This is a genomic window from Thalassotalea nanhaiensis (assembly GCF_031583575.1).
In the GTDB taxonomy this organism is placed as follows: domain Bacteria; phylum Pseudomonadota; class Gammaproteobacteria; order Enterobacterales; family Alteromonadaceae; genus Thalassotalea_A; species Thalassotalea_A nanhaiensis.
On the sequence record NZ_CP134146.1, the window covers coordinates 2,649,113 to 2,675,452 of the forward strand.

The 26,340-nt window shown below is 38.1% G+C and carries 21 protein-coding genes; 14 read left to right on the forward strand and 7 right to left on the reverse strand.

All coding sequences use genetic code 11. The features are described from left to right. Window positions 1-2: 2 nt before the first annotated feature. Window positions 3-812 carry a 23S rRNA (guanine(745)-N(1))-methyltransferase gene (gene rlmA / locus RI845_RS11535; protein WP_348386316.1) on the forward strand — a complete coding sequence of 270 codons (810 nt, stop codon included), beginning with the start codon at window positions 3-5 and terminating at the stop codon, window positions 810-812. A 105-nt stretch (window positions 813-917) separates the two neighbouring features. Here the strand turns inward: rlmA and yfbV are convergent, their stop codons facing one another. Next, window positions 918-1,337 (reverse strand): terminus macrodomain insulation protein YfbV, encoded by a 420-nt coding sequence (gene yfbV, locus RI845_RS11540; RefSeq protein ID WP_348386317.1) that lies wholly within the window; start codon window positions 1,335-1,337, stop codon window positions 918-920. Between the two features lie 562 nt (window positions 1,338-1,899). Here yfbV and RI845_RS11545 point away from each other — a divergent pair. The 11 genes from RI845_RS11545 to RI845_RS11595 all read left to right on the forward strand — a co-directional run bounded on the left by RI845_RS11545 (window position 1,900) and on the right by RI845_RS11595 (window position 14,962). Beyond that, window positions 1,900-2,286 (forward strand): ACT domain-containing protein, encoded by a 387-nt coding sequence (locus RI845_RS11545; protein WP_348386318.1) that lies wholly within the window; start codon window positions 1,900-1,902, stop codon window positions 2,284-2,286. A 44-nt stretch (window positions 2,287-2,330) separates the two neighbouring features. Continuing rightward, a complete protein-coding gene (locus RI845_RS11550; RefSeq protein WP_348386319.1) occupies window positions 2,331-2,681 on the forward strand; it encodes an ArsC family reductase in 351 nt (116 codons plus the stop codon). Next, complete coding sequence (gene dapE / locus RI845_RS11555; protein WP_348386320.1) at window positions 2,674-3,813, forward strand: succinyl-diaminopimelate desuccinylase; 1,140 nt, start codon at window positions 2,674-2,676, stop codon at window positions 3,811-3,813. The genes RI845_RS11550 and dapE overlap by 8 nt, the downstream gene beginning before the upstream one ends. A gap of 16 nt (window positions 3,814-3,829) precedes the next feature. Beyond that, a complete protein-coding gene (locus RI845_RS11560; protein WP_348386321.1) occupies window positions 3,830-4,510 on the forward strand; it encodes a M15 family metallopeptidase in 681 nt (226 codons plus the stop codon). A 1-nt stretch (window position 4,511) separates the two neighbouring features. Beyond that, the gene (locus RI845_RS11565; protein ID WP_348386322.1) at window positions 4,512-4,709 is read left to right on the forward strand and encodes a hypothetical protein; all 198 of its coding nucleotides are present in this window, start codon (window positions 4,512-4,514) and stop codon (window positions 4,707-4,709) included. Window positions 4,710-4,988: 279 nt separating this feature from the next. Further along, window positions 4,989-6,062 (forward strand): efflux RND transporter periplasmic adaptor subunit, encoded by a 1,074-nt coding sequence (locus RI845_RS11570; protein ID WP_348386323.1) that lies wholly within the window; start codon window positions 4,989-4,991, stop codon window positions 6,060-6,062. Window positions 6,063-6,106: 44 nt separating this feature from the next. Further along, window positions 6,107-9,376 (forward strand): efflux RND transporter permease subunit, encoded by a 3,270-nt coding sequence (locus RI845_RS11575; RefSeq protein ID WP_348386324.1) that lies wholly within the window; start codon window positions 6,107-6,109, stop codon window positions 9,374-9,376. A gap of 13 nt (window positions 9,377-9,389) precedes the next feature. Beyond that, window positions 9,390-12,494, forward strand: coding sequence for an efflux RND transporter permease subunit (locus RI845_RS11580; RefSeq protein WP_348389539.1), 3,105 nt, complete (start codon window positions 9,390-9,392; stop codon window positions 12,492-12,494). A 126-nt stretch (window positions 12,495-12,620) separates the two neighbouring features. Beyond that, on the forward strand, window positions 12,621-13,421 hold the full coding sequence (gene tcdA / locus RI845_RS11585; protein ID WP_348386325.1) for a tRNA cyclic N6-threonylcarbamoyladenosine(37) synthase TcdA: 801 nt from the start codon (window positions 12,621-12,623) through the stop codon (window positions 13,419-13,421). A 135-nt stretch (window positions 13,422-13,556) separates the two neighbouring features. Beyond that, window positions 13,557-13,820, forward strand: coding sequence for a hypothetical protein (locus RI845_RS11590; protein WP_348386326.1), 264 nt, complete (start codon window positions 13,557-13,559; stop codon window positions 13,818-13,820). Window positions 13,821-13,867: 47 nt separating this feature from the next. Next, entirely contained in the window at window positions 13,868-14,962 is a 1,095-nt protein-coding gene (locus RI845_RS11595; protein WP_348386327.1) for an aromatic ring-hydroxylating oxygenase subunit alpha, read from the forward strand. Here the strand turns inward: RI845_RS11595 and RI845_RS11600 are convergent. From RI845_RS11600 to RI845_RS11625, 6 genes are all read right to left on the reverse strand, one after another. Further along, window positions 14,932-16,260: an amino acid permease gene (locus RI845_RS11600; protein ID WP_348386328.1), complete on the reverse strand. Its 1,329-nt coding sequence runs from the start codon at window positions 16,258-16,260 to the stop codon at window positions 14,932-14,934. The two genes, RI845_RS11595 and RI845_RS11600, sit on opposite strands and share 31 nt — an antisense overlap. 350 nt (window positions 16,261-16,610) lie before the next feature. Beyond that, window positions 16,611-16,904, reverse strand: a complete 294-nt coding sequence (gene ihfA, locus RI845_RS11605; protein ID WP_348386329.1) for an integration host factor subunit alpha — start codon at window positions 16,902-16,904, stop codon at window positions 16,611-16,613. Window positions 16,905-16,908: 4 nt separating this feature from the next. Then, window positions 16,909-19,293, reverse strand: a complete 2,385-nt coding sequence (gene pheT, locus RI845_RS11610; RefSeq protein ID WP_348386330.1) for a phenylalanine--tRNA ligase subunit beta — start codon at window positions 19,291-19,293, stop codon at window positions 16,909-16,911. A gap of 12 nt (window positions 19,294-19,305) precedes the next feature. Next, the gene (gene pheS, locus RI845_RS11615) at window positions 19,306-20,286 is read right to left on the reverse strand and encodes a phenylalanine--tRNA ligase subunit alpha (RefSeq protein ID WP_348386331.1); all 981 of its coding nucleotides are present in this window, start codon (window positions 20,284-20,286) and stop codon (window positions 19,306-19,308) included. A gap of 157 nt (window positions 20,287-20,443) precedes the next feature. Further along, window positions 20,444-21,646, reverse strand: a complete 1,203-nt coding sequence (locus RI845_RS11620; RefSeq protein WP_348386332.1) for an ABC transporter permease — start codon at window positions 21,644-21,646, stop codon at window positions 20,444-20,446. Window position 21,647: 1 nt separating this feature from the next. Then, window positions 21,648-22,430 (reverse strand): ABC transporter ATP-binding protein, encoded by a 783-nt coding sequence (locus RI845_RS11625; RefSeq protein ID WP_348386333.1) that lies wholly within the window; start codon window positions 22,428-22,430, stop codon window positions 21,648-21,650. Window positions 22,431-22,613: 183 nt separating this feature from the next. Between RI845_RS11625 and RI845_RS11630 the strand changes: the two genes are divergently transcribed. Together RI845_RS11630 and asnB are read left to right on the forward strand one after the other, a co-directional pair. Continuing rightward, complete coding sequence (locus RI845_RS11630; protein WP_348386334.1) at window positions 22,614-24,245, forward strand: M28 family metallopeptidase; 1,632 nt, start codon at window positions 22,614-22,616, stop codon at window positions 24,243-24,245. A 243-nt stretch (window positions 24,246-24,488) separates the two neighbouring features. After that, entirely contained in the window at window positions 24,489-26,153 is a 1,665-nt protein-coding gene (asnB, locus tag RI845_RS11635; RefSeq protein WP_348386335.1) for an asparagine synthase B, read from the forward strand. Window positions 26,154-26,340 lie beyond the last annotated feature (187 nt).

Below are 26,340 nucleotides of genomic sequence, written 5' to 3' on the forward strand. Positions count from 1 at the left end.
ATATGATAAATACTAGCCACTACCTTTGCCCTATTTGCCAGCAAGCGTTAAACCTTGCTGACAAAAGTTTTCGCTGCACGAATAATCACAGTTTTGATCAAGCGAAAGAAGGCTATGTAAACTTATTGCCGGTTCAGCACAAGCACTCGAAAGATCCCGGGGATAACAAAGAAATGGTCTCTGCCCGGAGAACATTTTTAGAGTCGGGTTATTATCAGCCACTACGTGATCGCTTAATTGAACTTAAAAATGACTATATTCCTGCAGGCAATATATTGGATGCTGGCTGTGGTGAGGGCTACTATACCCATGCTCATAAATCAGAACATCATCAGGTCTACGGTGTAGACATTGCGAAAAATGCTGTAAAAATTGCCGCTAAAAAATATAAGCAGTGTCACTTCAGCGTTGCTTCAATTGCGCAACTGCCTTTTGCTGATGGATATTTTGATTGGCTATTTTCAATTTATGCACCAATAAAAATAGAAGAATTCAGTCGTTTGCTCAATGACCAAGGTTATTTACTCACCGTTACCCCTGGCGCTAAGCATCTGTGGGAGTTAAAGCAAAAGATTTACCAAACGCCTAAATATCATAATATTGAAAAGCAACAACTTGATGGTTTCGAGCTTATCAAAGAAGAAAGCCTTAATTATGAAATGAATTTTGATCATGGCGAACAGGCATTAACGTTATTGGCCATGACACCGTTTGCTTTTAAATCGTCTGAGCAATTAGTGAGTGATTTAAAGCAAGCGAATAACTTTACATGTCAGGTAGACTTTATGGTGCGTATCTATAAAAAGGCATAATAGATCCTGAATCCAATTCAGGAAGTAAAAAATAGACCTTGCAATCAACTCAGGATTTTATCAACAATCCTGAGTGTATTTCTGGAACTAGGTTTTAGAAAATAGTTATTTCTGCGAATATGAAATATTTAATAATTTAGCTAAATCTAAAAAGGTAGGATTTTTGATAATTAACTCAGCCTCATTATCATGAGCTTTAAGCTTTTCAACACCATTTCGATACCAATTAGCCAAAGAAGGCGGCAATTTTTCTTTTGACTTATTATTCATTAAAAATAGCGCTTGTACTGGTAATGAACCAATAAATAATGAATATACTATCGACTGTTTCAACTGTTCGATGCCAATGAATAATATAGGCATTAAAAACGCTAACAGCGCTAACGCTCCGCCATATTTAAATACAAAACGACTGACTAATACAGCCCTATATTCAGAAAAATATTGGATTAGTTCTGGACGGTGTGGCCAAAGATTTACGTATTGGCGCCCTTGTTTAACTTGCTCTAATAAAGATTGCTGCATGATTTATATTCTGACTGAGTAACCTTATAAAGATAACACATATCTGGAATATTATTAGGAAAAAAATGGGTTCAAAACGTTACAAAATTTATCAGTGAGCAAAATATTCAAACTATTTTTGATTAAAAATTACTAAATATCCCCCTTAAAAGAAAGGTTTTATAAGGCTGTTCCGCTCTGATTAGTGACAGTTAACGTGTATTAATAGCCTTTAAAAGCATATTTCAGCACTAAAGCGCCACACATCAAACTGTACACATAATAACCAACACAAGATAAAGGTCACTTTTCGAACACATACTTTTTATGCTTTAAATACAGCAAGTTATAATCATAGTAAAAGGTTATACACACAATTACCCACACCTTCTGTGGATAATGAGTATTAGGGAAAAAATTAAAGTCTCTAAATTAATCATTATTAAGCTTTAATTGCTGTTAGTTATGTAATAAACATTACGATATTACTAAATTTTATTTATTATCACTTTACTTTCTATACCATTAGCAAGTTTGCTGCGGTATAGTTATGTGATTCAATAAAAGCACTGGCGAGACTTCAATGACAAAGCAAACTCTACAAGTATTAGATGAGCTATTTACTATCCACAGCTTTACCCCTGAAACTGAAATACCGAGCAGCGTATTTTCTGCAAAAGTGTATTTTATTAGCAAAACTTATGACGAATTATCAATTGTTGTGCCAGAAGATATTCAACTTAATAGTTTAGAAAGCGAATCAGGTTGGCGCGCACTTGAAGTATTAGGCCCATTAGGCTTTTCATTAACAGGCATTTTATCAAATATTGCGGGTGTATTGGCTGAAAAAGAAATTAGTATTTTCGCCATATCTACATTTGATACTGATTACATTTTGGTTAAACAAGATACCCTTAAAAAAGCAGTAAACTCCCTAAGAGCAAATGATTACCTTATAATTAATGATTAAACAGTTAATCGTCTAATTTAGAACACATATAAAAGAGAACAATAATGACTATTCTTTATGGTATCCATAATTGCGATACTGTTAAAAAGGCCAAATCATGGCTGGAAAAAAATAATATAAGCTATCAGTTTCATGATTTAAGAAAAGATGGTTTAGATGAAGCATTACTAAACAACATAGTTGCTAAATCTAGTTGGGATTTATTAATTAATAAACGCAGCACAACATTTCGTAATTTAAGCGATGAGATTAAAAGCAACTTATCTGCAGATATCGCAAAACAAATTGTTTTAGAGCAGCCAACGTTATTGAAGCGTCCGTTATTAGAGATTAATACACAGTTGCATTTAGGCTTTAAGCCCGCTCAATATGAAGAGATTTTTATCAATGACTAATGAATCAGCCGTAATTAAATTAACTAAAGATTTAATTTCAAGAAAATCTGTCACACCATTAGATGAAGGTTGCCAGGAATTAATGGCAAGCAGACTCATAGCGGCAGGTTTTAATAATGAATCAATGGTTTTTGAAGATACTACCAACATGTGGGCAAGACGTGGAACTGAGCACCCTGTTTTTTGTTTCGCCGGCCACACTGATGTTGTACCTGCTGGCCCAGACTCAAAATGGCACACTCCTGCTTTTGAACCAACGATAAAAGATGGTTGGCTTTACGGACGTGGCGCTGCCGATATGAAAGGCTCTCTTGCTGCGATGATAGTTGCAACCGAACGTTTTGTAAAAGACTACCCAGGTCATAAGGGCTCTATTGCCTATTTAATTACCTCTGATGAAGAAGGCCCTTTTATTAACGGTACTACACGCGTAATTGATACGTTAGAGGCCCGCAATGAAAAAATTGACTGGTGTATTGTCGGAGAGCCATCAAGTACCGATAAAGCTGGTGACATTGTTAAAAATGGCCGAAGGGGCTCAATTACTGGCGATTTAACTGTTCATGGTGTTCAAGGTCATGTCGCCTACCCGCACTTGGTTAAAAATCCTATCCACTTAGCGACTCCGGCCTTAACAGAACTAAGCACTGAGCATTGGGATGAAGGTAATCAGTATTTCCCGCCAACCAGTTTTCAATTGTCCAATGTAAACTCAGGTACCGGAGCAACTAATGTTGTTCCCGGTGAATTACATGCAATTTTTAACTTGCGTTATAGCACTGAAATTAATGATGATATTATCATCAAGAGAGTTACTGAGATTCTCGATAAGCACCAGCTTGATTATGAAATTAAATGGACCTTTAATGGTAAGCCATTTATTACCGGAGAAGGTAAGTTACTTTCTGCGGTGGTTGACTCGGTAAAAGAAGCCAATGGTGTGGACTGTACGCCATCTACGTCTGGTGGCACATCTGATGGTCGCTTTATCGCGCCAACGGGGGCTCAAGTTGTCGAGCTTGGGCCTACAAATGCAACCATTCATAAAGTAAATGAAAGTGTAAATTGTCAAGACTTAGAAGATTTGGTTGAGATGTACTATTTGATCATGAAAAAGCTTTTAACTGATTAGGATCTTAATTCAGCCTATGCCAACAGATATATCAAAAGCCAGTATTACTGGTTGTACTGATGAACATATACACTACTTCAATGATAGAATTGGTGTTCATAGGGCAATGGTTGATGCATTTACAAAGTTACAACAAGCTGCGTTAACCGATGGCATTAATCTACAGATAGCCAGCGGTTTTCGCTCGTTTGAACAGCAACTGTCCATATTTAATGGTAAATTGTCAGGTCAGCGAAATGTATTAGATATTAATAATAATAAGTTAAATCTTGCCGATTTAAGAACTAAAGAAAAAGTCACCAGTATTTTATTGTTTTCTGCTTTGCCTGGTGCCAGTCGTCATCATTGGGGCACCGATATTGATGTATACGACCCTGATCTTCTCAATAATGAAGCACTGCAGTTAGAGCCATGGGAATACGAGGCTTCAGGCCATCAAGCAAAATTGACTGCTTGGCTAAACGATAATATGAAGGAATTTGGTTTTTATCGCCCGTATGATTTATATCGTGGTGGGGTTGCTGCTGAGCCTTGGCATATTTCATATCACCCTTTGGCGAGTTTATACCACTCAAAGCTAACACTGGATTTACTTGGTGAATGTTTAAAGACAAGTGAAATATTAAATAAAACTGACATTTTAGCAATGTTAGAAACCATCTATAATCAATACATCATTAATGTAGGAACACCTTAATATGGACTCTTGGGTTATCATAGGCATCATAGTTGCGGTTGTTGCTGCAATTATTGGTAATTTATCAATGTTGCAAAAAAGCGCTAAACCTATTCGCAAAAAGAGCCTAAACGATTTGCAAGAAACTCTACCCAGAGCAGGTGTACGCAGAAAAGAAGAAGTTGAACAACAACGCGAAAATCGTAAAAATAACCGTTAACTCCTTATATTAAAATATAAGCGATTGATTCATACACAATTTATTACACTCTATCTTGAAAATATAACCTTCTGAAAGATATAGCTTTTTAACATTCTGTTAACATTTAGTTATATTTGCTAACATTTTGTAAATTTAACTAACATCACTAAACATCTAAAATACCTTCAAATTCTTTAACACCCTAAACAACTGAAAAATAACGATTTAAAAGTTTTTATTACAATTGGCACAGTCAATGCAATGTTAGGTCTAGATAATATATATAGGTACAAAGTGATGAAATCTACTAAATTTAATTTAAAAGCAGCTCTTCTAGCATCTACAATGCTTTCTTCTTCAATGTTTTTAACTGGCTGTAATAATGCAGAAGCTGTTGCAGAAGAAAAAACAGTTGAAGTTATTGCCATTCCTGTAGAAGTTGCCTTAGTGCAAAATGGTGATATTAGTTCTAACTATGTTACGACTACCGTGTTAGAGCCAAAAGAAGAAGCTGAAGTTATTTCAAAAGCTTCAGGGATTCTTGAAAAGTTGTACGTTGAAGAAGGACAATTTGTACAAGCTGGTGATTTATTAGCTGAAATAGAACCAGAGAGATTTCAACTAAGAGCTGAAAAAGCACAAGCAGAGCTTTCAAGCTTAAGACTAGAGCTAGACAGAATCAATAAAGTTCATAGTCAAAAGTTAGTAAGTACTGATACGTTAGATAAATTAAAGTGGCAATATGAAATTGCCAAATCCAATGTAAAAATTGCAGAGTTGGATTTAAAAGAAACAAAAATACTTGCACCTATTTCAGGTTATATAGCTAAACGTTACGTAAAAGAAGGCAACCTGGTTGAGCAATATCAAAGCCAAAAACTATTTCATATCGTAAAACTTCAAGTATTAGAAAGTACCGTAAATTTACCTGAACAAGAGTTAAGTAAATTGCGTATAAACCAGCCGGCAAAACTAAGCTTTACCGCATTTCCAAACGAGGAAGTAATCGCTCATGTCGAACGCATAAGCCCTGTTGTTGATTCAGAAACAGGCACCTTTAGTGTAAAACTTAAAGTTGAAAACCCTGACAATAAACTTAAAGCAGGTATGTTTGCGCAAGTTAAATTGGTTTATGACGTACATAGCAACACCAAACTTTTACCAAAAAAAGCGCTGATCTCTATGGATAACAAGCATACGGTGTTTACCATTAATGATAATAAAGCCCACAAAACCATTGTTACACTTGGTTATGAGGACGAGTCATTTGTCGAGATCATCGATGGTTTGGACCTTGATGCACAGGTAGTAACTACCGGACAAAACAACTTAAAAGACCAAGCGGTTATTCAAGTAATTGACGCTATTTAAGCAATACCCAACAATAATAGAAATAAAAAATAAAGGAAATTGCTATGAACGTGGTTAATGTTGCGGTTAAAAGACCGGTAACTGTGTGGATGTTTACGTTTGCTGTATTACTATTTGGTATGGTGAGCTTATCAAAGTTATCGGTAAATTTATTACCCGAATTATCTTACCCTACCCTAACAATTCGTACCGACTACCTCGGAGCAGCACCAGGTGAAGTTGAACAGTTGGTGACTAAACCTATTGAAGAAGTTGTCGGCATTGTTAAAGGTGTACGCAATGTGCAATCGATTTCAAAAGCAGGACAATCAGACGTGTTGCTTGAATTTGAATGGGGTACCGAAATGGATTTGGCCAGCCTTGAGGTTAGAGAAAAGCTCGATGTTATACGCCTGCCATTAGATGTTAAAAAACCTTTATTGTTACGATTTAACCCTAATTTAGATCCCATTATTCGGTTTGCATTAAAAACTAAACAAAGTAGTGAAGATTTTGATGAGCAAAAACTAAAATCAATAAGAGATTACGCTGACGAAGAATTAAAAAGAAAACTTGAATCAGTCAGCGGTGTTGCATCTGTAAAACTGGGTGGCGGTTTAGAAAAAGAGATTCAAATTCTAATTGACCAGCACAAGGTGAGCCAGCTTGGCATTGACAGCCAACTTATTGTTGAACGATTACAGCAAGAAAATATTAATCAATCAGGCGGCCGTGTCGAAGATGGTACCCAAGAATATCTAGTTCGTACCCTAAACCAATTCAAAAATTTAAATGACATGCGTAATGTGTATATCACTAGTGTTGATGGAAAACACATTCGCTTATCAGACATTGCTAAAGTTATTGATTCTCACAAAGAGCGTACTTCAATTACTCGAGTAAATGGCGCTGAAGCTGTTGAAATTGCCTTATATAAAGAAGGCGATGCAAACACGGTAAATGTAGCCAAAAAAGTAGATTTTCGAGTAGAGCAATTAACCGGTGAGCTCCCTGAAGATCTTGAGCTTATTAAAGTTTATGATCAATCAACGTTCATTGCGAATGCCATTAATGAAGTAAAAAGTGCAGCAATTATCGGTGGCTTATTAGCTATGCTGGTTTTGTTCTTCTTCTTAAAAAACATTTGGGCAACCGTCATAATATCTATCTCAATTCCCGTATCAGTTATTGCTACCTTTAATTTAATGTATGGAAACGACATTAGCCTAAATATCATGAGCTTAGGTGGTATTGCTTTAGCTGTTGGCTTGTTGGTAGATAACTCCATTGTGGTATTAGAAAATATTGCTCGCCAAAAAGAGTTACTAGATAGCTCTGACAACACTTCAAATAAAAACGCAGCAGTAATAGGAACAAAAGAAGTGTCCACCGCTATTATGGCATCGACATTAACCACTATGGCAGTATTTTTCCCGTTGGTGTTTGTTGAGGGCATTGCAGGACAACTATTTAGAGATCAAGCATTAACCGTTACGTTTGCACTACTCGCGTCGCTTATCGTTGCCTTGACGCTTATTCCAATGTTGTCATCGCGTGAATTTAAACAATCAACGATTGATGAAAGCATTACCAGCAAACGACAATTAGCGTCTGATGCAACAAAATTTCAAAAATTAAAATACTATCTTGCGACACCATTTGTCTGGTTGTTCAGAGGATTATTTTATTACCTGCCATTACTTGTTTCTATGGTAGTCACCTTCATCTTTAGAAGCTTAAAGTTATTATTGAGCAAAGCGTTTACTCCGCTGCTTTGGATGTTCGATAAAATTTATAATGGCTTAGCCCGTATATATCAAAACTTATTGGCGATGGCGCTAAACCAGCGTATTGCTGTACTGTTCATTATCATTGCAATGAGCGGCTCTGCCATACCACTGGTTAAACAGTTAAATGTTGAAGTTATCCCACCGCTTGCGCAGGGTGAGTTTTACGTAGAGATCAGCCAACAACCTGGTACACCGCTGGAGAAAACAGATAATACGCTAGCCAAACTTTCTAACGAAGCTGCAACCTTAGCACAAGTAGACAGAACGTATGCGTTAGCGGGAACAGGTAGCTTAATGAACGCATCGCCAGCTCAAGGTGGTGACTACTGGGGTCGGTTAAATGTAGTACTGAAAGAAGGCAGTACAAAAGCAGACGAACAATTTGTTATGGTGCATTTGCGTAACTTTTTACAAACAATTCCTGGCATACAAATGAAGTTTTCAAGCCCAGAGCTGTTTAGTTTTAAGCCACCTATTGAGATTGAACTTGCAGGCTATGACTTAGATTTACTCAAACGATATAGCGATGTGATCAGTAACAAACTTAATGATAATAAACGCTTTATTGATGTAAAAACCTCTTTGCAAAATGGTCACCCTGAAATTAAAGTATTTTTCGACCATCAACGTTTAGCGCAACTGGGCTTAACTGCTCCGCAAGTTGCCAAACTTTTATCAACCAAAGTTGGCGGAGCTATTGCCAGCCAATATTCGATAAAAGATAAAAAGGTCGATATTTTAGTACGCGCTGATGAAGCAAGTCGTGACTCAGTTAGCGACATTAAACAAATTATTATTAACCCTCAAAGTGACAAAGCTATTCCACTTTCAGCAGTAGCCGATGTGAAGCTTTCAGTCGGCCCTAGTGAGATCACTCGTATTGGGCAACAGCGAGCAGCTGTTATTTCAGCGAACTTTGCCTTTGGTGATATCAGCGGTGCGGTACAAGAGCTACAAACCATCATTGATGATTTAAATATCCCGTTAAATGTTAGTGCTACCATTACCGGCCAAAATGAAGAAATGGATGTGTCATTTAACTCTCTAATGTTTGCGCTATTACTTGCAGTATTTCTAGTGTACCTGGTAATGGCCTCGCAGTTTGAGTCTTTACTGCACCCTTTACTGATTTTGTTTACCGTACCATTAGCTGCCGCAGGGTCAATTTATGGTCTGTTTATCACGCAAACGCCACTAAGTGTCATTGTGTTCATTGGTCTTATCATGTTGGCCGGTATAGTCGTTAACAACGCCATTGTCTTAGTTGATCGCATTAACCAATTACGCGAATCAGGTATGGCTAAAAGTGATGCGATTATGACATCTGCAACATCGCGATTGCGCCCTATTATAATGACAACACTAACCACGACCCTTGGCTTATTACCATTAGCGATAAGTACCGGTGACGGTGCTGAGATTAGAGCACCAATGGCAATCACGGTTATTTTCGGTTTATTATTTGCGACGCTGTTAACGCTGTTTTTCATCCCAGTTTTGTACAGTTTATTTGATCGTAAACGATTTGGAGAAGCCCATGCCTAATTCACCAAAACAAATGGCAGAACAGCAACCAAGTTTAAATGACAGCAATAATAAAGAAACCGTAGGTGCAACTTTAGCTACATTTGCTTTAAAGCGCCCTATTACCGTGATCATGATATTTTTATCTTTATTACTTACCGGCATTATTTCCAGTCGTTTATTGCCCCTTGAAAAATTTCCAGGGATCGATATTCCGCAACTTTGGATTAATGTGCCTTATCCTGATGCCTCACCTGCTGAAGTTGAACGGTTGATCACCCGCCCAATTGAAGAGTCATTAGCGACCATTTCTGGTATTAAACGCATGCGCTCGACGTCACATGAAGGTGGCGCCGATATTCAGTTAGAGTTTGATTGGGATGAAAATATCAATGCCAAAAGTATTGAAGCTAGGGAGAATGTCGATGCAATTCGCCACCTACTCCCTCGCGATGTTGAACGTGTTTTAGTTTATCAATTTAATACCAATGACTTTCCTATATTTCAACTTAGGATCTCGTCAGAGCAAGACTTATCATTAGCCTATGATTTACTCGACAGAAACTTAAAACGCCCTCTCGAGCGCGTACAAGGGGTCAGTAAAGTTGAGTTGTATGGCGTAGACAAACGTCAAATAAGCATTAGGTTAGATCCAGATAAATTAGTAGCACTGCATATTGATAGAGCGTTGTTGGTTAAAAACCTTAATGAAAATAACTTCTCTATGGCAGCTGGTCATTTTTATGACAACGGCGAAAAAGTAATGGTTAACCCCGTTGGCGAGTATCGTAGCATTGATGAAATCAAGAATTTGATTGTTCAAGATAATATTCGTTTAAAAGATATTGCCAGTGTAGAGATGACCTTGCCTATTCCTTGGGAAGGAAGACATTTAGATCAAACCTACGCTATAGGAATGAATATCCTAAAAGAGTCAAATGCCAACTTAGTTGAAGTTTCAAAACGAGTTTTAAATGTAATTGAACAAGTTAATGACAACCCACAATTTAACGGTATTAACCTTTACATCATGGATGACACAGCAAAAGGTGTGACTGATTCCCTGTCTGATTTATTAAATGCCGGTATGTTGGGGGCACTACTGTCGGTTGGTGTGCTCTACCTATTTTTGCGTCATTTTGTTACTACCATGATTGTGGTGTTATCTGTTCCTATTTCAATTTGTATTACCTTAGGCGTGATGTACTTTGCTGGTTATAGTTTAAATATCTTATCAATGATGGGCCTTTTGCTCGCGGTTGGTATGCTGGTTGATAACTCCGTGGTAATTACAGAGTCAATATTTCAAGAAAAACAAAACAATGATGATATCGTTGAGGCGACTAAAAAAGGCGTAAATAAAGTTTCTCTGGCCGTTATCGCCGGTACTGCAACGACAATGATTGTTTTTTTACCTAACATTGTTGGCACTAAAATAGATATCACCATATTTTTAGAGCATGTAGCTATCGCAATATGTATATCATTATTTGCGTCACTGTTGATTGCTCAAACGTTAATCCCCTTACTAACCAGCAAAATAAAATCACAAGTTACGCAGAAACAAAAACGCGCTAAAGCGAGTCGATTTGAACAGTATTATTTAAAAAGCTTACGATGGACTCATCACCACAAAGTGGCAACATCAATCATAGCGTTTTTAATTTTATTCAGTATTGCGATTCCCTTGCAGTTTGTAACCGGTGATGAAGAACAGAATTTTAATGATAACCGTCTGTTTATTAGCTGGGAAATAAATGACCAGTTCAATTTCGAAACGGCTGAAAAAATCATTACTAAAATGGAAAACTACCTATACAGCAATAAAGACGAGTTTTTAATAGATTCAGTTTACAGCTATTACGCTGGCCATAGCCTGCAAACGACATTGATTTTACATGATGGCGAATTACCTATCTCAATGAAAGAATTGAAAGATAAGATACGCGAAAACCTGCCAAAATTTGTTCGTGCGACTCCACGGTTTGGTTTCGACCAAGGTAACGGCGGCGGCGTACAAATTAACTTAACCGGTATATCTACTGACGTTCTGATTGAGTTAAAAAATAACCTTATCCCATTAATAGAGCATATTGATGGCATTACCGATGTGAGCTCTGACATCCGTGGAGAGAAAAAAGAAATGCAAATTAGCGTCGATAGAACGGCTGCATTTCGACATGGCCTAAGCACTCAAGACGTTTCTAGCGCTATTGCTTTAGCACTTCGTGGGCAACCTCTGAGAACCTATCGACATGGTGATAGCGGTGAATTGGATATTTGGCTTAATTACGATTTAAAAGTTAAAAAGTCTATTGATGAGTTAAAAAAACTACCAGTAATAGAACATGACGGTAAGATCATAACCCTTGATAATGTCGCGACTTTAACCATTAAACCAAGTTTAACCGAGATCCGTCGTTACAATCGCCAAACCGCGATAACTATACAAGCAAATTTAGATGATATTACCCTAGAAGAAGCAAAAGAAAAGCTTGAAGCTACGTTATCTGCAGTAGCCCTTCCTTCAGGTTACAACTACAGCTTAGATGGCAGCTTTGTTCGTCAAGATGAGACTGAAAATGTAATGGGTCAAAATATGCTACTTGCGGTATGCATGATTTACATCGTTATGGCTGCATTATTTGAAAGTTTACTACTACCAACGGCAGTGATCACCTCATTACTATTTTCTTTTGTCGGTGTGTTTTGGGCATTTTTAATCACTGGCAGTTCAATGTCGGTTATGGGAATGATAGGTATGCTGATATTGATGGGGATAGTTGTTAATAATGGTATCGTACTGGTTGACAGGATCAACCAGTTAATTGAAAAAGGTGAAGCGATTGAAGCTGCTGTAATGCAAGGCTGTAAGGATAGGTTGCGGCCTATTTTAATGACAGTTTCCACCACCATTTTGGGTTTAATCCCATTAGCGTTAGGTAACACTCAAGTGGGGGGCGATGGCCCAACGTATGCACCAATGGCCATTGCAATTATTGGCGGCCTAACCTTTTCAACAGTCACCAGTTTGTATTTGGTACCGCTTGCTTATGTGCTATTACTGCGCTTGAAAGCATACAGTTCAAAACTAATTGGTAATTCAAAAAGCATGGTGAGTAAAGTACTCAAAGCCTAGCATTGTTCAAAGCATTAAAGGGGTCAGTGATATTTTATACTGTTAATAAAAATATCACTGACCCCTTTTTAATTTTTTCGTTATAATAGCGCGGATTTTACTTATCGAAGAATACAGTGGTTTTAAATGTCTGATTATCAATTACGTTTTGGTGGTATCGAACGCTTATATGGCGTTGATGGTGCTAAACATATCCAACAAGCACACTTTTGCGTAATCGGCATAGGTGGCGTTGGTTCTTGGGCAGCTGAGGCACTTGCTCGCAATGGTATTGGCCAAATCACTTTAATTGATCTTGATGATATTTGCATAACAAATACGAACCGCCAAATTCATGCATTAGCTGACACCATAGGCGAAGGCAAAGTTGAAGTAATGAGCGACCGTATAAAACAAATTAATCCAGATTGTATCGTTAATGAAGTTGAAGACTTTATCACTCAAGAGAACTTGTTTGAGTTAATCACCAATGAGTTTGATTACGTGATAGATGCCATTGATTCAGTTAAAGTTAAAACCTCATTAATCGCTCACTGTAAGCGTCAAAAGCTGCCAATGATCACTGTAGGTGGTGCTGGCGGACAGATAGACCCAACGAAGATTGAAATTGCAGATTTAAGTAAAACCTATCAAGACCCGTTATTAGCCAAGGTTAAAAATCAATTACGCCGTGATTTTAATTTTCCCAAGAATGTAAAACGTAAATTCGGTATTGATGCGGTTTTTTCAACAGAGCAGCTAATGTATCCAACGAGTGAAGGCGGAGTTTGTCATGCGAAACAAAGTAATGATGGCGCCATGCGTCTAGATTGCAGCGGCGGCTTTGGTGCGGCTACGCATGTTACGGCCAGTTTTGCTTTTTTTGCAGTAGGTAAAGCTATGACTAAATATTTAGCGAGAAAACAACGCGAAGCTTCTACCCTTTAAAGGGTACAGCCACTTCTATTAAGCGTTTACTTTATTAAACGCTTACCTTCTTCATTATAAAAAATCCCCACAAAATTACTTTTTCAAATTCTCTGATATACTTTATATATGAATGTAAAGTATGGGTAACATGGAATGAAAAAAGTACTTTCTATTATGCTTATCACAAGCTTTTTTATATCCGCTTGCGCATCAAACGAAACCACTTTCGGCCCAAGGGTGCAATCGAATAGCCCGTTAGAAGCAGCTGCTTATTTGGGAATTGCTGTCGCAATGGTTGAGAAACCTCAGAAAACAACCTGTGGTAATAAATCTGCAGAAAATAAACGTCTATGTGAACAGCAAATTGTTGCGATAAAAAAGTCCATAGCTAAAGCTCAGCAAAGAAAATCTTTATAAAAATTAGGTATTAGCCTTTTAAAACAATAATAATAGTTAAGGTAAACATGGATATAAAAAATATAATAAACAGTTATAAAAGTTCAAACCCGATTGAGCTTGCTTCAACGCCCCCCAGTGCTTGGTACACAACCCCTGAAATAGCTAATTTAGAACAAGACTCAGTATTTACAAATAACTGGCTAATTGCCGCTCGAGTTGAACAATTTAAGCAACAAGGTGATTACGTAGCAACAGAAATTGCTGGCCAACCTATCGTTATCGTTCGCTCTGAATCAATTAAAGCGTTTTATAATGTATGTCGCCATCACGCAGCACAAGTGATGAAAACTGGTACTGGTTGCGCAAGAGCCTTAACCTGCCCATATCACGCATGGAGCTATAAGCTTGACGGTACGCTGGCTGCGACCCCAAAGTTTGCAGAAGTATGTAACTTTGATAAAAGTAAAAATGGTTTAAAAGAAGTCAGAGTGGAGATTTGGCAGCAATGGGTCTTTATTTGTTTAAACGACAATGCTGCGCCATTGTCTGAATTTTTAGGCGACTTAGTTAATCAATTTGAGCCCTTGAACATCGAAAAAATGAATTTTCATAAACGGGTAAGTTATGAGATGAACTGCAACTGGAAAGTCTATGTCGATAATTATTTAGATGGCGGCTATCACGTCCCTATTTTACATAAAGGGTTAAACAGCGCTCTTGATGGCAAGCTTTATAAAATTGAAATCAAAGACAAATATTGCTTACAATCTTGCCCTACTAAAAAGAGAGACAATGAATTTTCTGATGTTAGAACCGGTACAGCGCGTTACTTTTGGCAATACCCCAATGTAATGTTTAATTTATACGATGGCATCATGGGAATAATGATTGTTGAACCTATTAGCGTTGATTCATGCCGAGTAATTTTTGATTATTTTTTTGATGACAGTAATCCAAAAAATACTCAGGAGTTTAAAGACAACAGCGTAACAATTGCCAATAAAGTTCAAGCCGAAGACTCCTATGTATGCGAGTCGGTCCAACGTGGATTAGCTTCTAAAGGTTATGACACCGGTCGTTTGTCCGTTTCTAAAGAAGCTGGTGAACATTTATTTCATCAGTTATTACATCAAGATTTATCAGCGGCCGGTACTGATTGAGGGCTTCTTTTCATTATAAAGTAAAATGGTACCGCCGCAGCAAGTAAGGCAAAGCCCCATACAACTGTCGTGAGCCCCATATTCACAATAATCCAAGTAGAGAATAAAATAGCAATGACTGCTAACAGCAGCGTAATTGCTGAAGGTTTAGTATCACTAGATTTAGAGTCACGTAAAACCATTCTAAAATTCACCACCGCACAAACTAAATATGGCAACACTGAAGTTAGTGTTGATAGTAATATAATAAAAGTAAATTGATCGACCAATTTCTGTTCGAAGTTCATCAGAACTAATAATGATACTAATGTTGACGATATGACAATGCCTTTTACCGGAACACCTTTACTGGATTGCTCGGCAAACACTTGTGGAAACAAGCCATCTTTCGCGGCTGACATCGGCACTTGACCTACGCATAAAGTCCAGCCATTTAGCGCGCCAAAACATGAAACTACTGCAATTCCACCAACCAAATAGTAGGCCCAATTACCGAACAATAAAGCAGCCGCATCTGCAAATGGCGCATTGGATTGTGCTAACACACTCGGTTCTATTAATCCCATCACTGCTATGGTTCCAGGTATATATATACACGCTGAAATTAGCGTTCCTAACACCGCTGCTCGAGGTACATTTTGCTCGGGGTTTTCAACTTCATCGGCAGGAATATTTGCCGACTCTAACCCAAGAAATGCCCATAAGGTCAGTACAGCTGTAGAAGCTATTGCAGAAAAATCAGATTCTTGTGATAAGTTCCATGGTTGAAAGTGTGATGGTTGCAAGTAAAATAAGCCAACTACGGCAATGATCAGTAGTGGAACGGCTTTCATCAAGGTTGTGATTAACTGCACTCGCCCTGCTTCTTTAACGCCTCGTAGATTTATTAAGACTAAAAACCACACAACACTAAGAGTCACGCACACTGTAAATATCCCTTGCTGTTTCAGCTCAGGTATAAATACCGATAAGTAACTAACCAGCGCGATAGCAATCGCAGCATTGGCCGTAAACATACAAACCCAGTAGCCCCAAGCGACCAGATACCCCATAAAGTCACCAAACTCAGCTCTGGTATAATTATAGGGACCGCCTGAACCTTTTATCTTTCGAGCTAAATTTGCAAACATATAGGCAAGCGCCAGTGAACCCAACGCTGAAAATACCCAACCCCAAATACTTACTCCCCCATAAAGTGCTAGTGATGCCGGTAATAAGAAAATGCCGCTACCAATCATATTACCAGTAACTAAAGACGTAGTAGTCCAAAAACCTAGGGGTTTATCTTGATTCGACACAGGGAAGCCTTAATTATTTTAATAGTTGTTTATTTAACCTATAGGGATTTAAGTTAAACATCAAGGAGGAAACTTTTTACTTTAGGTCAGAATACGTAGCTTCGCTACTTCGGATACGCTGACGCTTCGAATACGTTTCACTACGATAATTACTTCGAGATTCGTTACTTAGTTAAGAAAGGATTCGGCCCTAGAAAGGAGTTACAAATCTATTGCCGTTTTCAACAAGGAAGTTGTGTATGCCGTGAACGCATGGATGCGTCGGAACGGTCCATGACGATTTGCATTCCATCATCCCTGAACTAAAAAAGGCTGCAAATGCAGCCTTTTCAATAAGATAACAATATCCGCTAAGAATTGTTCGCTTCTTCAACTCGGTTCTTTAATTTTTGCCCCGGTCTAAAAGTTACAACTTTCCGTGCAGAAATAGGAATGTCTTCGCCCGTTTTAGGGTTTCGACCTGGTCGTTCATTTTTAACGCGCAAATCAAAATTACCAAAACCTGATAATTTAACTTGTTCGCCACTTTCTAAACTTCCTCTTATCTCTTCAAAGAACTCTTCTACCAATAATTTGGCATCTCGTTTACTTAAACCGAGTTCTTCATATAAGTGTTCTGATACTTCTGCTTTGGTTAGCGCCATATTTTTAGTCTCTCAATGATGCGTCAAGTTCGCTTTTTAATGCATCGACCACAGTATTTACGACTTCTGAGATATCTTTATCTTCAAGTGTTCTCTCGTTATCTTGCAACGTTAATGCTATTGCCAGACTCTTAAAACCGGGTTCGATACCTTTACCTTGGTATACATCAAATAATTCTAGGCTAACTAAATGATTTGTGCCAACCTTTTCAATGAGTTGTAGCACTTTTTTTGCATTTATTTCATTTTTAACCACTACAGCTATGTCTCGACGGTTAGCCGGGAACTTAGATATAGCACTCGCTTGTGGTATTTTTTGCTGCAATATTTCACTCTGTAATAATTCAAACGCTAACGTTCGACCATTTAAGCCAAGTTTGCGTTCAAGCTCAGGATGAATTGTACCCACATAGCCAACTAAAACTTCACCACGATAGATTGCCGCAGTTTGTCCAGGATGAAGCGCTGGAATATCAGCAGCTTTAAATTCATATGAATTAGCATCGGCGGTTAACGCAAGTAACGCTTCAACATCACCTTTGGCATCAAAAAAGTCTACTGCAGCTTTTTCTAAATTCCAATGCTCGCCTGTTTTAAGACCGGTAATAACACCAGAAATCATTGCTTCTTGACGAACGCCATTTTCTGCATCGCTATCTGGAACAAAACGTAAGCCACACTCAAATAAACGTACGCGGCTTTGTTGACGGTTTTGGTTGTTTACTACTGATTGGATTAAACCAGTCCATAAACTTAATCGCATAACTGACATTTCAGAAGAAATTGGGTGCGGTAAAGTCATTACCTCTTCTTCTGGGTGCAATAACGATTGTACTTTTGGGTCAACAAATGAATAGGTAATTGCTTCTTGGTAACCACGAGTAACAAGAGTATTACGGAATTTGGCAATGTTCAGTTTTGCTTCTTTATGGCTACGCATTGTAAGCATAGCTTTTGGTGAAACATTAGGAATATTGTTGTAACCATATACACGAGCAACTTCTTCAGTTAAGTCTTCTTCAATTGAAATATCAAAACGGTAAGCAGGAACTGTAGCAGTCCATACGTCATCGTTAAATTCAACATTCAATCCTAAACGAGTCAAAATTTCAGTAACTTGCTCAGTTTCAATGTGGATTCCGATACGAGAATCTAATTTATTACGACGCAATGTAACCACGCGAGGTGCAGGAATGTGTTCTTCGCTGATACCTTCAACTACCGGGCCAGCTTCACCACCAACAATTTCTAGTAATAATGCTGTTGCACGCTCAATGGCTTGACGTTGCAATTGTGGGTCAACACCACGCTCATAACGATGAGAAGCATCTGTATGTAAACCGTATTGGCGAGCTTTACCTAAAATAGCAAGTGGAGCAAAGAACGCACTTTCTAATAAAATATCAGTAGTCGCTTCAGTTACACCAGAGTCTTGACCACCAAAAATACCAGCCATTGCTAGCGCTTTACTGTTATCAGCAATTACCAAGGTTTCTTTAGAAAGCTTAACTTCTGCACCATCTAAAAGAGTTAATTCTTCATTTTCATTGGCAAAGCGAACATTGATTGCACCGTCAATTTTAGCTAAATCGAACGCATGCATTGGATGCCCAAGCTCTAACAAAACAAAATTAGTTACATCAACTACAGGGTCGATTGAACGCACACCACAACGACGCAGTTTTTCAACCATCCAAAGAGGTGTAACAGCCTGTGCATTAATATTTTTAATAACACGAGCTAAATATCGAGGACATGCTTGACCTGCTATAATATTTACATCTAAGGCATCAGTAATCGTTGCTGCTTGCTCAGTAATTTCTACTTCAGTAACAGCGATGTTATTTAAAACTCCAACTTCACGAGCGATACCCTTTATACCTAGGCAGTCACCACGGTTTGCGGTTAAATCAACATCAATAGTAACATCGTTTAAGTTCAAGTATTCACGTATACACGTACCTATCGGTGCATCTGTAGGTAATTCAAGAATGCCATCAGAGCTTTCAGCTAAACCAATTTCTGACTCACTACAAAGCATACCGTGTGATGGAACACCGCGTAGCTTGGCTTTCTTAATTTTAAAGTTACCAGGCAATACTGCGCCAACTTTAGCAACAGCAACCTTAAGGCCTAAGCGACAGTTTTTTGCGCCACAAACGATATCAACGACTTCGTCACCAACATTTACTTTGGTTACTTGCAATTTGTCTGCATCAGGGTGCTGCCCACATTCAATCACTTCGCCAACTACAACATTGGTAAATTCGCCAGCAACTGGATCAACGCCGTCTACTTCTAGGCCAGCCATGGTAATTTGATGAGCTAACTCATCTGAAGATATCGCAGGATTTACCCACTCACGTAACCAAGATTCACTAAATTTCATTTTATGGCTTTCCTACTTGAACTGTTTTAAGAAGCGAAGATCATTTTCAAAGAATGAACGTAAGTCATTAACGCCGTAACGCAACATGCTTAATCGCTCAACCCCCATACCAAAAGCAAAACCGGTATAAACTTCAGGGTCAATACCAACACTGCGTAAAACATTAGGGTGAACCATGCCACAGCCTAATACTTCTAACCATTTACCGTTTTTACCCATCACATCAACTTCAGCTGAAGGTTCGGTGAACGGGAAATAAGAAGGACGGAAACGAATTTCTAAGTCTTCTTCAAAAAAGTTATGTAAGAAGTCGTGCAAAATACCCTTTAAATGAGTAAAGCTAACATCTTTATCAACCATTAAACCTTCCACTTGGTGAAACATTGGCGTGTGCGTTTGGTCGTAATCGTTACGATATACACGGCCAGGAGAGATAATACGCAATGGTGGCTTCTCAGTTTCCATAGTACGAATTTGCACTCCTGAAGTTTGAGTACGTAACACTAACTTAGGATTAAAATAAAACGTATCGTGGTCTGCACGTGCTGGATGGTGATCAGGAATATTTAACGCATCAAAGTTATGAAAGTCATCTTCAATTTCAGGACCGGCTTTAACTTCAAAACCTAACTCACCAAAAAAGCTCTCAATACGTTCGATTGTGCGAGTAACAGGGTGAAGGCCACCGTGTTCCATAGTATTGCCAGGAAGAGTAACATCAATAGATTCAGCAGCTAACTTTTGCTTTATTTGTTCAGCACGTAACTGCTCACCTTTTAAGTGAATAGCTTTTTGTACTTGCTGTTTAGCAACGTTAATTAACTGACCCGCTTTAGGACGTTCTTCAGCACTTAATTTACCCAAGCCTTTTAATTGCTCAGTTAACTTGCCTTTTTTACCTAAAAACTCGACCCTAATTTGGTCAAGTGCAGCTGGATCGGCTGCGCTTGCTACGGCTTGCTCTGCCTGCAAGATAATGTCATCTAGATTCATGTTCCCTCGCGCGAGTTATCTATCGCTGTTGAGTAGTAAGTATTGGACACAAATGCCCTAAAATAGAAAAGCGGTAATTTTACACGAAAATTACCGCTAACATAGAAAAAATAAGCATTTTTTTGTTATTTTTTATGTTTTTCTATCACAATGAGCATTATCTAAATAAAACAGACTCTTTATTAAACCAATAAACACAGAAAAGTATTGATATGAAGGCAAAAACCCCGGTTGAGGCAAAAATAGGAACGAGTAAACTATAATCGATAGTGCCTTTGAGTAATTCCTTAATGGCTAACGCCACATTTGATACCGGTACTAGCGCCCAAGTTGCATTAAGACTAATCCCCGGTGTCATGCCAACAATAACTGGAAATATAACAAATATGGACATTGGCCCCATATAGTTTTGTGCTTCTTTATAACTACTTGCGTAAATGGAAATAGCTAGTAACGTTGCTGAAAATATTGCCGCAACAGGTGCTAATAATAATACAATCAATGAGTACTCAAACCAGCCAACGGCTGCTAACACTTCAGAAACCTCTTTTACATCAAACACTTTCCCAACAATAAAGGTCCAAAACACCATACTAAAAATGGTGATCATTGCGGTCATAATTGCCGTTGTAAAAATGCATAAGAACTTACCTATTACTAGTGCAAATCGTGATACTGGCGTAAGCAACAGGGTTTCTATTGTCCCCCTTTCTTTTTCACCGGCGCCTAAATCTATCGCCGGATACATCGCCCCCGTTAAACATAAAGGAATAAGCAAGTAAGGGATAAATCCACCTAATTGTTCACCAAAACTTTCACGTTCATCTGCTGTATCAATTTCTTCAATTTCTATCGGTTTTTTAAACACCTCAAATTGTTCTTCATCAAAACCTAAGTTAACCAACATTTCTTTTTGTAAGGTTTCACTAAATGTTGCTAATGCCTCTTCAACTTTACGCTTAGTACCGCCTATAAGGTTTGAGCCATTAAAATATATTTTCCACACTGATGGCACAGAATTACTGTACTGAGCTTTAAAGTCCTTATTTAACACAATAACGAGATCTAACTCATCAGCCTTAATTTTTTCAATAATGTCTTCTTCGTTTTCCACTTCAACTTTCATAGATTTGAAATCACTATGATAAAAAAGAGAAGTCGCAAACTCTGGTGCAACGCTTTCGTTCACTAGCACGTAGCGAATTACTTTTTCTTGTTCTGAAATTGCCGCTTTAGTCCCTAAAAAACCCATCACACCAAAGACAACGGGGAAAATAACCATAGGTAACGCGATGATAAAGAATAGCGTTTTTCTATCACGTAATAGCTCAATGAGCTCTTTGATAAATACCTGCCACATATTATTGCGCTCCCCTTAAAACATTCATAAATGCTTTACGTAAATCTAACTCTCGAGATTGTTGCTGAAAATCACCAACACTGCCATCAAAACAACTAACACCTTGATAAATCACAGAAACCCTATCAGCAAGCAAAGCGACTTCATCTAAATGATGTGTTGAAAAGATAACAGCTGTTCCCTGTTCTTTAGTTAATTGCACAAATTCCATAATTGTTTCTGTCGCCATGATATCCAGCCCAGTGGTTGGCTCATCAAGTACCAGAACCTCTGGTTTATGGATAACTGCACGAGCAATAGAAACCTTTTGTTGCATGCCGGTAGACAGTTGTTCTACCCGCCTATCTAAGTAACTTGTTATATCTAAACTTTCATAGATTTCATCGGCTTCGTTTAGTAAGAATTCGTCACTGACCCCATGCAGTTTTGCAAAAAACTCTATGTTTTCTCTGGCAGTTAAACGACCATACAAACCAGTTTTACCCGATAAAAAACCTATTTTTTGTTTTGCTACCTTTGGCGTTTTAACCACATCAACATCATTGACGATAATTGCACCAGAGTCAGGCTTTAATGCTGTTGATAAAATCCTAAGGGTGGTTGTTTTACCTGCACCATTTGGTCCTAGCAGCCCTAACACTTCGCCTTTGTCACAATGAAAACTTACATCTTTTAAAGCATGAAACTGGCTGCCCTGTTCACGAGGGTCGTGCTTGTGACTATTTGATTTTTTCTTATGAGCTTTTATTGGAAATGCTTTACTCAGATTTTCAACTGAAATCATTAAAATCCCTATGGACTGATAGAATTGGAGAATCGAAAATTTAGGTGTATTGCTAAGTGTAACTGTCATTTAAAACAAAGCAATAATTTGACTACATAATTTAACTCTTTGTAACAACTTCTTTATTTTGCACGAAACAACGGGTAGATTACACCATCATAATTTTAAAAAAGCTAGCTCCTTATGAATACAAAATCTAAATTAATCAACCTTTTCAGTGCATTAACTGTAACGGTATCGAGCGCAGTAAGCGCTGAATCATTTACGCAGGCATATCACAACATTTCTGCAGACAAGTTGCATGAGCATGTAAAAGTTATCGCTTCAGATGAATTTGAAGGTAGATTACCAACTACTAATGGTGAAAAAAAGGTACTTGATTACCTGACAACACAATTTAAAAAGAATGGCTGGCAACCGGGTAATAACGGCAGCTTTTTACAACCTGTTGAGTTATCTGAAATAACAGCTGGTGATGACACCACCTTATCAATTAACGGTAAAGGCAAAACCAATAAGTTAACGTATTTAACCGAGATGGTTTTAGGAACATCGAGAGTAAGTGAGCTAGAAACAATTACTGACTCAGAAATTGTATTTGTCGGCTACGGCATCAATGCACCTGAGTATAAATGGAATGATTATGAAGGCATCGATGTAAAAGGAAAAACAGTAGTAATGCTGGTAAACGATCCTGGTTTTGCCTCAGAAATCCCAAGCTTATTTACCGGATCAGCAATGACTTACTACGGTCGTTGGACATATAAGTATGAAGAAGCGAGCCGACAAGGCGCCGCTGCTGCGATTATTATTCATGAAACAGCGCCAGCGTCATACGGTTGGTCAGTAGTAAAAAATGGTTGGTCGGGTCCTCAATATAAATTATTTGCTGAAGATGGTAATAAAAGCCGAGTACAAATTGAAGGTTGGTTAACCACAGAAAGTACAAAAGAGTTATTTACCCAAGCTGGTTTAGATTTCAATACTTATAAAAACAAGGCGATGCTTGGGCCAATAAATAAATCATTAGGTTTAACGGCTACCGCATCTGTAAAAAGTACCATTAAGCGTTCAACATCACATAATTTCATTGCGACATTACCTGGCAGTGAAACTCCTGAAGAACAACTGCTGTTAACAGGCCACTGGGATCATATGGGAAGTGACGATAGCTTAAAGGGTGACAAGGTTTACAATGGCGCGCATGATAATGCGACTGGTATCGCCGGTATCATTGAAATTGCTCGAGCGCTGGGCAGTTTAGATAAAGCACCAAAACGTTCTGTTACGGTAATCGCCACAACGGCTGAGGAGCAAGGTTTACTAGGCTCTAAATTTTATGCCGAAAACCCTATTTACCCATTAGATAAAACCGTTGGTGTTTTAAACTTAGACAGTTTAAACATTCTTGGTAAAACCAAAGATTTAGTGGTTAATGGCTTAGGTAAGTCAGAAATGGAAAACTACCTTAAAGTTGCCGCTAAAAAACAAGATAGAGTTTTAGTGAAAGAAACCAACCCGGCAGCGGGTAGCTATTACCGCTCTGATCATTTCAACTTTGCCAAAGTTGGTGTACCTGCTTTATATGCTGGTGGCGGTGGTAAACCAGTAGATGCTAAAACTGCAGAATACCGTAAAAAGACATTACCAGAAATGCGTCGTTGTTATCACCAATTGTGTGATGAATATAACCCTCAATGGGACTTTTCTGGTGCACGACAAGATTTACAAGTAACGTTTGATGTGCTTTATCAAATTGCTGACTCAAAGGATTGGCCACAATGGTCTAAATCAAGCGAGTTTCAACGTAAATAGGTAAGCAAAAGTAATCATAAAGTAAAAATTCGAATAAATATTCTAATTTATACCAAAATGCTATTGATTTTTATTAGCAAATATTAGACTCTCAGGGGCCGTTATGTAAAAAAGTTACATAACGGCCCCTTTGTTTTATATGCGTTAAGAACAACACAGCCAAAGTAACTTACCCTGTTGTTGCCTTAATAAGTTTATAAAGGTTAATTATTTCGATTTTGATTATTTAAGGAAACATATTTTATGTGTTCAATATTTTGTATTCTGGACATCAAGTCTGATGCCAGCGAATTACGAGGACAAGCCATAGAGCATTCTCGTTTATTAAGACACCGAGGGCCTGACTGGTCTGGAGTTTATTCAAATAACAATGCTATTTTAGTGCACGAGCGCTTAGCGATTGTTGATACCGAAAATGGCGCACAACCTTTATACAATCAAAATCGAAATAATGTGTTAGCTGTTAATGGCGAGATCTACAATCATAAGAACCTTGAAGCTAATTTAAACGTTGACTACGCTTTTCAAACTAAGTCTGACTGTGAAGTAATTTTACCTTTATACGAAGAGTTTGGTGTTAATTTCATCGATAAATTACAAGGCATGTTTGCTTTTTGTTTATACAACCAAGAAGACAACAGCTATTTAATCGCTCGTGATCACATGGGAATAATTCCTTTATACATGGGCCATGATGAGCACGGTAACTTTGTGATCGCTTCAGAAATGAAAGCACTGATGCCTATTTGTAAAACAGTAAGTGAGTTTCCTCCTGGGCATTACTTAGACAGTAACGATGGTGAAATCAAACAATACTATAAGCGAGACTGGACTGAATTTGATGCAATAAAAGATAACACAACTGATATCGCTGAATTGAGAACCTCTCTAGAAGACTCAGTTAAAGCTCATTTAATGACAGATGTACCTTACGGTGTATTATTATCAGGTGGTTTAGATTCATCATTAATATCATCTATCACCCAAAAGTTCTCTGCTCGACGTGTTGAAGAAAATGACCTTTCTGAAGCTTGGTGGCCAAAAGTACATTCATTTGCCTGTGGTTTAGAAGGCAGCCCTGATTTAGTTGCGGCCCAAAAGGTAGCCGACTCAATTGGTACGATACATCACAGTATTACCTTTACCGTTCAAGATGGTATTGATGCATTAAAAGAAGTGATTTATCACATTGAAACCTACGACGTAACCACAATTCGAGCATCAACACCTATGTGCTTAATGGCGCGTAAGATTAAAGCTATGGGCATTAAAATGGTGTTATCAGGCGAAGGAGCTGATGAAATTTTTGGTGGTTACTTATACTTCCATAAAGCCCCAAATTCTAAAGAATTCCATGAGGAGTTAGTTCGTAAACTCGACAAATTACATATGTTTGATTGTTTACGTGCCAACAAGTCAATGTCGGCTTGGGGTATAGAAGCCCGTGTACCATTTTTAGATAAAGAATTCATGGATGTTGCCATGCGCATCAATCCTGAAGACAAAATGTGTATAGATGGAAAAATTGAAAAGCACGTTCTTCGTGAAGCATTTGAAGGCTACTTGCCAGAAGAAATTTTATGGCGTCAAAAAGAACAATTCTCTGATGGTGTTGGTTATTCTTGGATTGATAGCTTAAAAGAGCATGTTGAAGAGCAAGTGTCTGATCAACAATTAGCAAATGCGGAATTCAAATTTCCACACAACACGCCAGATACGAAAGAAGCCTACTACTACCGTACTATTTTTGAAGAGCACTTCCCGCTAGCATCTGCTGCTGAATGTGTTCCGGGAGGTAAGTCTGTTGCTTGTTCAACTGAAACAGCTTTAGCTTGGGATGAAAGCTTTAAAAATATGGCAGACCCTTCAGGTCGTGCGGTACAAGCGGTACATAACGAAAGTTATTAATCGTTAACGAATTACGAATACGTTGCACTTCGAATCTCGAAGTAGTTATCGGAGTGAAACGTATTAGGAGCGTCTGCGTATTCGAAGTAGCGAAGCTACGTATTCGAAACTATGCTCTGTTACGAATTACGAATACGTCCCACTTCGAATCTCGAAGTAGTTATCGCAGTGAAACGTATCCGAAGCG